Source organism: Xanthomonas albilineans, assembly GCF_002939705.1.
Lineage (GTDB): Bacteria > Pseudomonadota > Gammaproteobacteria > Xanthomonadales > Xanthomonadaceae > Xanthomonas_A > Xanthomonas_A albilineans.
In genome coordinates, this window is the sequence record NZ_MDCB01000002.1 from 93,981 (window position 1) to 106,752 (window position 12,772).

At 65.0% G+C, this 12,772-nt stretch carries 13 protein-coding genes; 10 read left to right on the plus strand and 3 right to left on the minus strand.

Annotated features, from left to right (window positions below; translation table 11 throughout):
• Window positions 1-10: 10 nt before the first annotated feature.
• From XalbCFBP2523_RS01940 to cysS, 3 genes are read right to left on the minus strand one after another with little or no spacing between them, the layout of a single operon-like run.
• The gene (locus tag XalbCFBP2523_RS01940; protein WP_045765915.1) at window positions 11-1,258 is read right to left on the minus strand and encodes an MFS transporter; all 1,248 of its coding nucleotides are present in this window, start codon (window positions 1,256-1,258) and stop codon (window positions 11-13) included.
• Entirely contained in the window at window positions 1,255-1,695 is a 441-nt protein-coding gene (locus XalbCFBP2523_RS01945) for a SufE family protein (protein WP_045760799.1), read from the minus strand. The genes XalbCFBP2523_RS01940 and XalbCFBP2523_RS01945 overlap by 4 nt, the downstream gene beginning before the upstream one ends.
• A gap of 46 nt (window positions 1,696-1,741) precedes the next feature.
• A complete protein-coding gene (gene cysS, locus XalbCFBP2523_RS01950) occupies window positions 1,742-3,136 on the minus strand; it encodes a cysteine--tRNA ligase (protein WP_045766737.1) in 1,395 nt (464 codons plus the stop codon).
• A 143-nt stretch (window positions 3,137-3,279) separates the two neighbouring features.
• On the opposite strand from cysS, the gene XalbCFBP2523_RS01955 reads away from it, so the two are divergent.
• From XalbCFBP2523_RS01955 to XalbCFBP2523_RS02000, 10 genes are all read left to right on the plus strand, one after another.
• Window positions 3,280-3,810, plus strand: coding sequence for a glycine zipper 2TM domain-containing protein (locus tag XalbCFBP2523_RS01955; protein ID WP_045758815.1), 531 nt, complete (start codon window positions 3,280-3,282; stop codon window positions 3,808-3,810).
• Window positions 3,811-4,109: 299 nt separating this feature from the next.
• On the plus strand, window positions 4,110-5,144 hold the full coding sequence (locus XalbCFBP2523_RS01960) for an N-acetylornithine carbamoyltransferase (RefSeq protein WP_045765914.1): 1,035 nt from the start codon (window positions 4,110-4,112) through the stop codon (window positions 5,142-5,144).
• Between the two features lie 66 nt (window positions 5,145-5,210).
• Window positions 5,211-6,431 (plus strand): argininosuccinate synthase, encoded by a 1,221-nt coding sequence (locus tag XalbCFBP2523_RS01965; protein WP_045765913.1) that lies wholly within the window; start codon window positions 5,211-5,213, stop codon window positions 6,429-6,431.
• 136 nt (window positions 6,432-6,567) lie between these two features.
• On the plus strand, window positions 6,568-7,020 hold the full coding sequence (locus tag XalbCFBP2523_RS01970) for a GNAT family N-acetyltransferase (protein ID WP_045765912.1): 453 nt from the start codon (window positions 6,568-6,570) through the stop codon (window positions 7,018-7,020).
• A 6-nt stretch (window positions 7,021-7,026) separates the two neighbouring features.
• On the plus strand, window positions 7,027-8,124 hold the full coding sequence (locus XalbCFBP2523_RS01975) for an acetylornithine deacetylase (protein WP_045765911.1): 1,098 nt from the start codon (window positions 7,027-7,029) through the stop codon (window positions 8,122-8,124).
• 56 nt (window positions 8,125-8,180) lie between these two features.
• Window positions 8,181-9,497, plus strand: coding sequence for an acetylglutamate kinase (locus XalbCFBP2523_RS01980; RefSeq protein ID WP_045765910.1), 1,317 nt, complete (start codon window positions 8,181-8,183; stop codon window positions 9,495-9,497).
• 14 nt (window positions 9,498-9,511) lie between these two features.
• Entirely contained in the window at window positions 9,512-10,129 is a 618-nt protein-coding gene (locus XalbCFBP2523_RS01985; RefSeq protein WP_045766736.1) for a GNAT family N-acetyltransferase, read from the plus strand.
• A complete protein-coding gene (gene argC, locus XalbCFBP2523_RS01990) occupies window positions 10,126-11,097 on the plus strand; it encodes an N-acetyl-gamma-glutamyl-phosphate reductase (protein WP_045765909.1) in 972 nt (323 codons plus the stop codon). The genes XalbCFBP2523_RS01985 and argC overlap by 4 nt, the downstream gene beginning before the upstream one ends.
• Window positions 11,098-11,145: 48 nt before the next feature.
• A complete protein-coding gene (gene argH, locus XalbCFBP2523_RS01995; RefSeq protein WP_045765908.1) occupies window positions 11,146-12,444 on the plus strand; it encodes an argininosuccinate lyase in 1,299 nt (432 codons plus the stop codon).
• Between the two features lie 68 nt (window positions 12,445-12,512).
• Window positions 12,513-12,770, plus strand: coding sequence for a YciI family protein (locus tag XalbCFBP2523_RS02000; RefSeq protein WP_012916376.1), 258 nt, complete (start codon window positions 12,513-12,515; stop codon window positions 12,768-12,770).
• Window positions 12,771-12,772 lie beyond the last annotated feature (2 nt).

Consider the following 12,772-nt stretch of genomic DNA (forward strand, 5'->3'; position numbering starts at 1 on the left):
ACGCGATGGGCTACTGCAGGTCGCGCAGATCCAACCTGCGCAGCTTCGGCGCCTTCCAGGCGGTGATGCCGACCACGCCTAGGGTGATGCAGCCTCCCAGGACCACCGCCGGCACCAAGTGGATCAGCCGGGCCATGATTCCGTCGTAGAAGGCGCCAAGCTCGTTCGACGAACCGATGAAAATGCCACTGATCGACGACACCCGGCCACGCATCGTATCTGGCGTGACCAGTTGCAGGATGGTCGAGCGCACGATCACTGAAACCCCATCGCACATGCCGTAGACCAGCAGGATCGCAGCCGACAGCCAGAAGTGCCGCGACAGGCCGAAGGCGATGGTGCACAGGCCAAAGCCGGCCACTGCCAGCAGCAGCACGCGTCCGGCATTGCGCTGCAATGGATGCCGCGCCAGCCACACGCCGATCAGGATTGAGCCCAGCGCTGGCGCGCCGCGCAGGATGCCCAGGCCGGTGGGGCCATGGTGCAGAATGTCGTGGATGAAGGCCGGCAGCATCGACACCGCGCCGCCCAGCAGGACCGAGAACATGTCCAGGGCCATTGCGCCGAGCATGATCTGATTGGAAAACACGAATTGCGCGCCTTCGGCGATGCTGCGGAAGATCGGTGCGCGTGGGCCGTCATGGATCGGCTCGGCGACGCGCAACAACCACAGCGCCAGCAGTGACAGGGTGGCCGCGCCCATGGCGGTGCCGTAGGCCAGGCTTTTGCCGCCCCAGCCGACCAGTACGCCACCCAGCGCCGGCCCGATCACCATGCCGGCCTGGAACGCGACGCTGCCGACCCCGGCGCCGCGCGCATACGCTGCGCGCGGCAGCGCATGCGCGAACAACGCGTTGTAGACCGGTGTCAGGAACGCGCGCGCTGCGCCGGTCAGCGCGATCGCCGCGTAGATCGGCCACACCCCGTGCACGGGCAGCCAGTCGCGGCTCACGGCGGTCAGCACGCCGGCGGTGGCGATCAGGCCCAGGCAGGAGAGCATGCCCAGCCGGCGTCGCGGCAGGTGATCAACCAGATAGCCGGCGAATGGGGCGATGCAGAAGAACGGCAGGATTTCGGCCAACCCGATCAGCCCCAGCGAGAACGTATTATGGGTGATCTCGTAGATGTGCCAGCCGACCGTGACGGCGACGATCTGGTAGGACAGCATGGTGCAGATGCGATAGGCCAGCACCAGGGCAAAGCCGGGATGCGCCAGCAGGGTGCGCAGCGTATGCGGCGTGGGCAGCGGTGCGCTCATGTCTGTTGCGCGCGGGCGGTGTCCTGGATGAAGGCCAGCAGGGCGGCCAGGCCGTTGCTGCGGGTCGGCGAGAGATGCTTGCCCAGGCCGATGGCGGCGACGAAGTCCGGCGTCGTGGCCAGGATGTCGGCGGCGCTGCGTCCGGAGTAAATCCGCAGTACCAGGTAGATCAGCCCGGAGACGATGGCCGAATCGCTGATGGCATGGAACACCAAGCGTTGGGTATTGCCTTCGGGCACGATCCACACCATCGACTGGCAGCCGTGCAGGCGATGTTCTTCGGTCTTCCATACCTCGGGAAAGGCGGGCAACTTGCGCCCCAGATCGATGAGGTATTGGTAACGCTCGGACCAGTCGCCGAAGAAACCGAATTCCTCAGCGATGGCGGCCTGGGCGGCGGTGGGTGTGGGTTCGAGCGGGAAGTCGGTGTCGGTCACGGGTAATACAATAAGGTTCTGGATAGAGCGCAGCGCGAGATGCCGATCAGCCACGCTTCCAGCGAATGCCTTGCGGTGTGTCTTCGAGCACGATGCCGGTGTCGGCGAGTTGTTGGCGGATGGCGTCGGCACGGGCGAAGTCGCGACGTTGTTTGGCTGCGCTGCGTTCGTCGATCAAGGCCTGGATGGACGCATCGTCGGCATTGTCGGCGCCTTGGAACCAGACGTTGGGATCTTGTTGCAACAGGCCCAGGGCGAGCCCGGCGCCGAGCAGGTTGGCTTTTACATGGGCAAGCTCGGCGTGTTCGGCTGGACCAATGTGCTCGGGTTTGGACAGGAGCGTGCGGGCGCGCGAGGCGAGTGCGGAAAGCTCGGCCAGCGCCTTTGGGGTATTGAGGTCATCGTCGAGCGCGATGTCCACTTCGGCGGGGATATCCGGCTCGGCAGAATAGTCGGACAGATCGCGCAGCGTCCCATACAACCGATCCAGCGTGTTCTTCGATTGCGTGATCAGCGCCTCCGACCAGTCTAGCGGTTGTCGATAATGCGCGCTCAGCAGCGCGTAGCGCAGTGCTTCCGGCGGATGCTTGGCGATCAGCTCGTGCACCGTTTCGATGTTGCCCAGCGACTTGCTCATTTTGGCGCCGCTGAAGGTGAGCATGCCGTTGTGCAGCCAGAAGCGGGCAAAGGTGGCGCCGCCGTGGGCGCACTGGCTCTGCGCGATTTCGTTCTCGTGGTGCGGAAACTGAAGGTCCACGCCGCCGGCATGGATGTCGATGGTCTCGCCCAGGTGCGCGGCGGCCATCGCCGAGCATTCGATGTGCCAACCCGGGCGGCCACGGCCCCACGGCGAGTCCCAGCCGGGCAGGTCGTCGCTGGAGGGCTTCCACAGGACGAAGTCGCCCGGGTCGCGTTTGTACGGCGCCACGTCGACGCGGGCGCCGGCCAACAGTTCTTCCGGGTCGCGCCGCGAGAGTTTGCCGTAGTCGGCGAAGCTGGCCACCGCGAACAACACGTGACCCTCGGCGGGGTAGGCGTGGCCGTTGTCGATCAGCCGCTGGATCATCGCCACGATCTGCGGGATGTGGGTGGTCGCCTGCGGCTCGATGTCCGGCGGGGCGACGCCCAGCGCGGCCATGTCCTGCCGGTAGATGGCGGCGAAGCGGTCGGTGATTGCGCTGATCGGCACGCCCTGGGCCTGCGCGGCAGCATTGATCTTGTCGTCCACATCGGTGATGTTGCGCGCGTAGCGCAGCCGCCCGTACCGTCGCCGCAGCAGCTTGGCCAGCACGTCGAACACCACCGGGCCGCGCGCGTTGCCGATGTGCGCGTAGTTGTACACGGTCGGGCCGCAGACGTAGAAGGTCGGGCCGGCATGCGGATCGAGCGGTTCGAAGGCGTCGAGCTGGCGAGTCAGGTTGTTGTACAGGCGCAGGCGCATCGGCATCGGGCATGGAGAGGCTGTTCGATTCTACCGGTAGTAGTTGTGGACTGGGTGGGTCATGCTGGCCTGGACATGCATTCAGCCCGACGCAAGCCGCAATGCCTACACTGACCAGTCTGCCACCGCAAAGCCCGCTGCCAATGCGTCCAAAGTTGTTGTCGCCGCTGCTAGGCATGCTTGTTTGCGCTGCGTCGGTGTCCGCAGCGCAGGACAACGAGGAGCATAATCGGGTGGTGGTGATCGAGAACGTCAGGCTGGAGTACGCGCAGGTGCTTAACGTGGAGCCGGTCTATCAGACCTTGCGCGCCACTCGCACCGAACAGCGGTGTGACCCAGTGCCGGCGATGGAGGCCGCGCCGGAGCTGCCGAAGCCCGTTCAGGACGATAGCCGGATCGGCAGGATGATGGATTCGGTGAAGGATATCTTCAGTCGCCGGCATGAGGAGCTCCCAGTCGCTCCGGCGCCTGCGGCCGCGCCATCGAGCGGACGCAATTGCACGACGGTGACAGTCGGTCGGGAGTTCCGTCGGCCGATCGCCTACGACGTGGATTATGTCTATAAGGGCACCAAGTATCGTTCGCGCCTGCCGGAAGATCCGGGCAACCGCCTGCGCATCCGCGTGTCGGTGGTGCCCTACGTCCCGGACGCGGTAGTGGTGCCGCCGCGATGAGCCCGGCTTGCGCCTGCGTCGCGCGCGTGCGACGATGCGCGCCAGTGAAAGCGAACCTGCTCCAGCATGCCCTCAGTGCCGCTCGTCTTGCCTCTGGCATGGCCTCGCGTGCGCGTCGACCGGAATCCCACATTTTGGCTGGGTAACCGGAGCGTCGTTGTGCTCGTTCTGAAAACCCAGCTAGAGGCTGGGTTTTTTCGTTTTCGTTGTCCGGAAAGGTTTCACCCGTAAAGAAGCTATCGCGCGCCCCGCGCATGCCATCGATTTCCGGTGGTTCCCCGCAGCAAAGGTATGGATCGATGTCTCTGAAGCACTTTTTGAACACCCAGGACTGGAGCCGCCCCGACCTGGATGCGTTGCTGACCCAGGCGGCGCTGTTCAAGCGCAATCGTCTTGGCAGCGAGCTCAAGGGCAGATCGATCGCGCTGGTGTTCTTCAATCCCTCCATGCGTACCCGCACCAGCTTCGAGCTGGGGGCGTTCCAGCTGGGTGGGCACGCGGTGGTGTTGCAGCCGGGCAAGGATGCCTGGCCGATCGAGTTCGATCTGGGCACGGTGATGGATGGCGAGACCGAGGAGCACATCGCCGAGGTCGCGCGGGTGCTCGGACGCTACGTGGACCTGATCGGCGTGCGCGCCTTTCCGAAGTTCGTCGACTGGGCCAAGGACCGCGAGGATCAGGTGCTCAAGAGCTTCGCCAAATACTCGCCGGTGCCGGTGATCAACATGGAAACCATCACCCATCCCTGCCAGGAGCTGGCCCACGCGCTGGCACTGCAGGAACATTTCGGCACCCAGGACCTGCGCGGCAAGAAGTACGTGCTGACCTGGACTTACCATCCCAAGCCGCTGAACACGGCGGTGGCCAATTCCGCACTGACCATCGCCACCCGTTTGGGCATGGAGGTGACCTTGCTGTGCCCGACGCCGGATTACCTGCTCGACGAACGCTACATGGGCTGGGCCGCGCAGAATGTGGCCGAGAGCGGTGGTTCGCTGACCATCAGCCACGACATCGACAGCGCCTATGCCGGTGCCGACGTGGTCTACGCCAAGAGCTGGGGCGCCTTGCCGTTCTTCGGCAACTGGGGGCCGGAGAAACCGATTCGCGACCAGTATCAGCACTTCATCGTCGACGAACGCAAGATGGCGCTGACCAACAACGGTGTGTTTTCCCATTGCCTGCCGCTGCGCCGCAACGTCAAGGCCACCGACGCGGTGATGGACTCGCCCAATTGCATCGCCATCGACGAGGCCGAAAATCGGCTGCATGTGCAGAAGGCGGTGATGGCCGCGTTGGTGCGCGATGCCGGACGCGACACCAGGGACGCGTAACGCGCCACGTCGACGCCGCAGATTTTCTTTATTTCATCGATTCAGCCTTCCCCCAGGAGTTCCCTCATGTCGCACCCCAATGCTGCTTCGCGTCCAGGCGCCATCGACATCGTCCTTGCCTTTTCCGGCGGCCTTGATACCAGTTTCTGCATTCCTTATTTGCAAGAGCAGGGCTATGCGGTGCATACGGTGTTCGCCGATACCGGTGGCGTGGACGAGGATGAGCGCGATTTCATCGAGAAGCGCGCGGCGGAACTGGGGGCGGCCAGTCATGTCACCGTGGATGGCGGCCCGGCGATCTGGAACGGTTTCGTCAAGCCGTTCGTGCAGGCGGGCGAGGGGTACCAGGGCCAGTATCCGTTGTTGGTCTCCGACCGTTATTTGATTGTCGATGCCGCGCTCAAGCGCGCCGACGAACTGGGCACCAAGCACATCGCGCACGGTTGCACCGGCATGGGCAACGACCAGGTGCGCTTCGATCTGGCGGTCAAGGCGCTGGGCGACTACACCATCGTGGCGCCGATTCGCGAAATCCAGAAGGAGCACACCCAGACCCGCGCCTACGAGCAGAAATACCTGGAGGAGCGCGGCTTCGGCGTGCGCGCCAAGCAGAAGGCGTACACCATCAATGAAAACCTGCTCGGCGTGACCATGTCCGGTGGCGAGATCGACCGCTGGGAAGCGCCGGGCGAGGGCACCCGTGGTTGGTGCGCGCCGCGCAGCGCCTGGCCGACCGAGCCGTTGACGGTGACGCTGACGTTCGAACACGGCGAGGCGGTGGCGCTGGACGGCAAGCCGTTGGAAGGCGCCAAGTTGCTGGCCAAGCTCAACAAATTGTTCGCCCACTACGGCGTGGGCCGTGGCATGTACACCGGTGATACCGTGATCGGCCTGAAGGGTCGCATCGTCTTCGAGGCGCCGGGCCTGGTCGCGTTGCTGGCCGCGCACCGCGCGCTGGAGGACGCGGTGCTGACCAAACAGCAGAATCGCTTCAAGCCGGAGGTGGCACGCAAGTGGGTGGAGTTGGTCTACGAAGGCTTCTACCACGATCCGCTGAAGACCGATCTGGAGGCGTTCCTGCATTCCTCGCAGTCCATGGTCAACGGCGAGGTGACACTGGAGACGCGCGGCGGTCGCGTCGATGCGGTGGCGGTGAAGTCGCCGCATCTGCTCAATGCCAAGGGCGCGACCTACGCGCAGTCGGCGGACTGGGGCGTGGCCGAGGCCGAGGGCTTCATCAAGCTGTTCGGGATGAGCTCCACGTTGTATGCGCAGGTGAATCGCTGAGCGCAAGGCCCCTCTCCCCTCGGGAGATGGGTGAGGGTACGGCAACGAAGCCCTCGCGCAGCTCACGACACGAGGCTTCGCACGCCCCCTCATCCGCTCCCTTCGGGGGCATTCTCCCGCTGGAAGTGTTGTTCTGATGGAATCCATGGCCGCACTGCGCATCAGCACCGACAACGAGGAACTGGATCTGCCCTTGATCCACCGCTTTCTCAGTGAGCAAGCTTACTGGTGCCTGGGCATTCCGCTGGAGACGGTGCGACGGGCGATCGCCGGTTCGCTGTGCTTCGGCGGCTACCTCGGTGCAGTGGGGCAGGTGGCGTTTGCCCGCGTGATCACCGATGGCGCGACTTTCGGCTATCTCGCCGACGTGTTCGTGCTGCCGGAACACCGCGGCCATCGCTACAGCAAGCAGTTGATGACAGCGGTCATGGCCCACCCGCAACTGCAAGGCCTACGCCGTTTCATGCTGGCGACCTCCGACGCGCATGCGTTGTACGCCCGGCACGGCTTCGCCGCGCCGGAGCGGCCGCAATCGCTGATGGAAATCGCTCACACCAACCTCTACCGCACCAGTACCACGGCTGCCTGACCCACCATGACCGATCTGCTCACCTCCACCCTCGATCACCTACAGGCGCTAGTCGCCTTCGACACCCGCAACCCGCCGCGCGCGATCACCACTGCTGGCATCTTCGATTATCTCCGCGCGCAACTGCCCGGCTTCCGGGTCGAGGTGATCGACCACGGCGCCGGCGCGGTCAGTCTGTACGCGGTGCGGGGTACGCCGAAGTATCTGTTCAACGTCCATCTGGACACGGTGCCGGATTCGCCGCACTGGAGCGCCGACCCGCACGTGATGCGTCGCACCGAGGATCGGGTGATCGGCCTGGGCGTTTGCGATATCAAGGGCGCGGCGGCGGCACTGATTGCCGCAGCCAACGCCGGCGATGGCGATGCGGCGTTCCTGTTTTCCAGTGACGAGGAAGCCAATGATCCACGTTGCATCGCCGCGTTTCTGGCGCGTGGCATCGCCTATGAGGCGGTGCTGGTGGCCGAGCCGACGATGAGCGAGGCGGTGCTGGCGCATCGCGGCATCAGTTCGGTGCTGATGCGTTTCGCTGGCCGTGCCGGTCATGCATCCGGCAAGCAGGATCCGTCGGCCAGCGCGCTGCACCAGGCGATCCGCTGGGGTGGCCGCGCATTGGATCATGTGGAATCGCTGGCGCATGCGCGCTTCGGTGGTCTCACCGGGCTGCGCTTCAACATCGGTCGGGTCGAGGGTGGCATCAAGGCCAACATGATCGCGCCGGCAGCCGAATTGCGCTTCGGTTTCCGTCCGTTGCCGTCGATGGACGTGGACGCATTGCTGGGGAGCTTCGCTGGCTTCGCCGATCCGGCCGCGGCGCATTTCGAGGAAACCTTCCGTGGGCCGAGCCTGCCGTCCGGCGACATCGCCCGTGCCGAGGAACGTCGACTGGCCGCGCGCGATGTCGCCGATGCGCTGGAGCTGCCGATCGGCAACGCAGTGGATTTCTGGACCGAGGCCTCGCTGTTCTCCGCGGGTGGTTATACCGCGTTGGTGTACGGCCCGGGCGATATTGCCCAGGCGCACACTGCCGACGAGTTCGTGACGCTGGAGCAGTTGCAGCGCTACGCCACGTCGGTGCATCGCATCCTCAACGGTGTGCGCTGACCCGCGCGTCTGCTGCGCCTGACCACCTTGGATTTTTTCGGACATTTTCTCCTGCCATGCACGCCAACCGTCAAACCCGTCAGACCATCGTGCGCCTGCTTTCGAGCATGGCCAGCGCCAAGGAAATCAGCCAGTATCTGAAGCGCTTTTCGCAACTGGATGCCAAGCGTTTCGCCGTGGTCAAGGTCGGTGGCGCGGTGCTGCGCGACGACCTAGAAGCGCTGACCTCATCGCTGTCGTTCCTGCAAGAAGTAGGGCTGACCCCAATCGTGCTGCACGGCGCCGGCCCGCAATTGGATGCGGAACTGGCCGCGGCGGGGATCGAGAAGCGCACCGTCAACGGACTGCGCGTGACTTCGCCGGAAGCGCTGGCGATCGTGCGCCGGGTGTTCCAGACCTCCAACCTGAAATTGGTCGAGGCGTTGCAGCAGAACGGTGCGCGCGCCACCTCGATCACCGGCGGGGTGTTCGAGGCGCAGTACTTGGATCAGGCCACTTACGGCCTGGTCGGCGAGGTCACCGCGGTGAATTTGGCGCCGATCGAGGCCAGCCTGCAAGCCGGCTCGATTCCAGTCATCACCAGCCTGGGCGAAACCCCCAGCGGCCAGATCCTCAACGTCAACGCCGATATCGCCGCCAACGAACTGGTGCGGGAATTGCAGCCGTACAAGATCATTTTCCTCACCGGCACCGGCGGCTTGCTCGACGAGCGCGGTACGGTGATCGACTCCATCAATCTGTCCACCGAGTACGCGCACCTGATGCAGCAGCCGTGGATCAATGGCGGCATGCGGCTGAAAATCGAACAGATCAAGGATCTGCTGGACCGGCTGCCGCTGGAGTCGTCCGTGTCGATCACCCGCCCGGCCGACCTGGCCAAGGAACTGTTCACCCATAAGGGCTCCGGCACGCTGGTGCGACGTGGCGAGAGGGTGTTGCGCGCGACCTCGTGGCGTGAGTTGGACATGGCGCGCTTGAGGACGCTGATCGAATCCAGTTTCGGTCGCACCCTGGTGCCGGACTACTTCGACACGACCCGGTTGCTGCGCGCCTACGTCAGTGAGAACTACCGTACCGCGGTCATCCTGACCAACGAGGACGGCTACACTTATCTGGACAAGTTCGCGGTACTTGACGATGCGCAGGGTGAAGGCCTTGGCCGCGCGGTGTGGAACGTGATGCGCGAGGAAACGCCGCAGCTGTTTTGGCGTTCGCGCCACAACAATCAGGTCAACATTTTCTATTACGCCGAATCCGACGGCTGCTTCAAGCAGGAGAAGTGGAAGGTGTTCTGGTACGGGCTGGAGAATTTCGAGCAGATCCAGCACTGCGTGGCGCATTGCGCCACGCGCATGCCGACCTTGCTGGGTTGAACGCGACCGCCGCCATGTCTGCGTCCTCCTGCGATCCTACCGAGGCCTGGCGTTTCGTGCCGACCTTGCGCGGGTGTCATGTCAGCCTAGAGCCGCTGGAGCCGGCGCATGCCCAGGGGCTGCGCGTCGCGCTGGCCGGCAGCGGCCTGGACACGCTGTGGTACACCAGCGTACCGACGCCGGAGCGAGTGGATGTCTATGTCGCCGACGCGCTTGAGTTGCAGGCGTTGGGCCGCGTGCTACCGTTCGTGGTGCGCGACGCGCACGGCGAGATCGTCGGCAGCACGCGCTTTTACGGCCTGGACCCGCAGGTGCCGACGCTGTCGATCGGCTACACCTGGTATGCGCCGCGCGTGCAGCGCACCGGCGTCAATACCGAGGCCAAGCTGCTGTTGCTCGGTCACGCCTTCGATACCCTCGGCTGTCTCAGCGTGGCGTTCGAGACCAGCTGGTTCAACCATGCCTCGCGCGCGGCGATCGCACGGCTGGGCGCCAAGCAGGATGGGGTGCTGCGCAACCACAAGCGCCATCCCGATGGCACGCCGCGCGACACCGTGGTCTTCTCCATCATCGATACGGAATGGGCCGGGGTGAAACGTCACCTGCAGTTCCGCCTGGATTCGCACGCATGAGCACTTCCGTTTACTCCATTGGCATCGTCGGCGCGCGCGGCCACACTGGCGCCGAACTGATCCGCCTGATCGCTGCGCATCCGCAATTGTGCTTGGCCTTCGTGTCCTCGCGCGAATTGGACGGTCAGCGCGTCGACGTGCATCACGACGCCTACCAGGGCGAGCTGCGCTACGAAAACCTGGATCCGGAGGCGGTCGCGGCCAAGCGCGCCGACGTGGTCGTGCTGGCGCTGCCCAACGGCAAGGCCGCGCCCTACGTGGCCGCGCTGGAGGCGGCGCAACAGGCGGACGCGACGGCGGTGGATCCGGTGATCGTGGATCTGTCCGCGGACTATCGCTTCGATCCGAGTTGGTACTACGGCCTGCCGGAACTGACCCGGACGCGCTATGACGGGCAGCGGCGGATCAGCAATCCCGGTTGCTACGCCACCGCGATGCAGTTGGCGGTGGCGCCGTTGTGCGAGCAACTGGCCGGCCCGCCGCAGTGCTTCGGTGTCTCCGGCTACTCCGGTGCTGGCACCACGCCGTCGGACAAGAACGACCCGGCGCTGCTGCGCGACAACCTGATGCCGTATGCGTTGACCGACCACCTGCACGAGCGTGAAGTGTCTGCGCAACTCGGCCTGCCGGTGGAGTTCATGCCGCACGTGGCGGCGCATTTTCGCGGCATCACCATGACCGTGAACCTATGGCTGCAGCAGCCGATGACGCTGGATGCGGTGCAGCGTCGCTACCGCGAGCGCTATGCCGGCGAAGCGCTGATCGAGGTGCTGGACACCGCGCCGTGGGTGAGTCGCATCGCCTGCCGCCACGGCGTGCAGATCGGTGGCTTCACCCTGGCGCCGGGCAACAAGCGGCTGGTGCTGGTGGCGACGCTGGACAATCTGCTCAAGGGCGCGGCGACGCAGGCGATGCAAAATCTCAACCTGGCGCTGGGATTGGACGAATTGACGTCGATTCCGGTGTGACATCATCTGGACCCGCAACCTGGGTCCCACACAAGAGCCTCCCTCCCCATGACCAATCTCCTGTGGCAAAAACCCGGCGTTGCCGTCGATGCGCAGATCCAGGCATTTCTGGCTGGCGACGACGTGCTGCTGGATCGCGAATTCTTCCTGCACGACATCGCCGCCAGCGGCGCGCATGCCGAAGGCCTGCAGCGCATCGGCATTCTCTCGGTGGACGAACTGGCTGGATTGCAACGCGAGCTGGCGATCCTGGCCGAAGACTTCCGCAGCGGCGCATTCGTCCTCGATGCGCGCTTCGAAGACGGGCATTCGGCGATCGAAACGCGGTTGACCGAGCGCCTGGGCGATGCCGGGCGCAAGATCCACACCGGACGTAGCCGCAACGATCAGATCTTGGTCGCTACCCGGCTGTGGCTGAAGGACAAGTTGACGCGTTTGGTCCAGCTCAGCGCCGAGATCGCCAAGGTCGCGTTGGACCGCGCGCAGGCCGAGCAGGATCTGCCGGTGCCCGGCTATACCCACATCCAACGTGCCGTAGTGTCGTCGGCGGGTATGTGGTGGGCTGGCTGGGCCGAGGCCTTCATCGACGATGCGGTACGCGCTGGCGATACGCTGCGGTTGGTGGACTGCAATCCGCTCGGCACCGCCGCCGGTTACGGTGTCAATCTGCCGCTGGATCGCGATCACACCACCGCTGCGCTGGGCTTCGCACGCCTGCAGGTCAGCCCGATCTACGCGCAATTGTCGCGCGGCAAGTTCGAAATGGCGGCACTGGAAGCGCTCGGTAGCGCCACCTTGGATCTGCGCCGTCTGGCCTGGGACCTGTCGCTGTTCACCAGCGGCGAGTTCGGATTCGTCGCGCTGCCGGCGCAGTACACCACCGGCAGTTCGATCATGCCCAACAAGCGCAATCCGGACGTGATCGAACTGATGCGCGCCACCCATGCCAGCGTGGCCGCGGCGCGGACCGAGATCGAACAGCTGCTCTCGCTGCCCTCCGGCTATCACCGCGATTTGCAGAGCAGCAAGGGGGCGATTTTCCACGGTTTCGGTCGTGGTCTGGCCGCGCTTGAGTTGTTGCCGGCGTTGCTGGCCAATCTGGAGTGGCGCCAGGACAAGCTGCGGGTGGCGATCGACTCCGGTATGTACGCCACCGACGTGGCCGTGGAAGCGGCGCTGGCCGGGGTGCCGTTCCGCGAGGCGTATCAGGCGGCGGCGGCCACCGCTGACAGCGCTGGGCAGGGGCGCACGCCGGAAGGCAGTCTGGCCGCACGGGTCTCGCCCGGTGCCGCCGCCGATCTGCGCCTGGCGCAATTGCACGCGCGCTGGCACGCGCTGGGTGGCTGATGCCGATCACCGCCGTGCCGCCACCGCGCCTGGCGCACACCGAACCGATCCAGCAAGGACACCAGACGATGACACACTACTTGGTCATGGCGATGCGCAAGCCGACGTTTCCGGAGTCGGTGATCCAGCCGCACCGCGATTTTCTCGCCGCGCTACGCGCGCAGGGGCTGTTGGAACTCACCGGCGGTTTCGCCGACGGCAGCGGCGGTGCCTATGTGTTGAAGAACGTCGCCAGTCTCGAACAGGCGCGGGCGATTGTCGCCGAGGATCCGTTGCTGTTGCAGAATGCGTCCGAGTTGACCATCTACGCTTGGAATACCCATTGAGC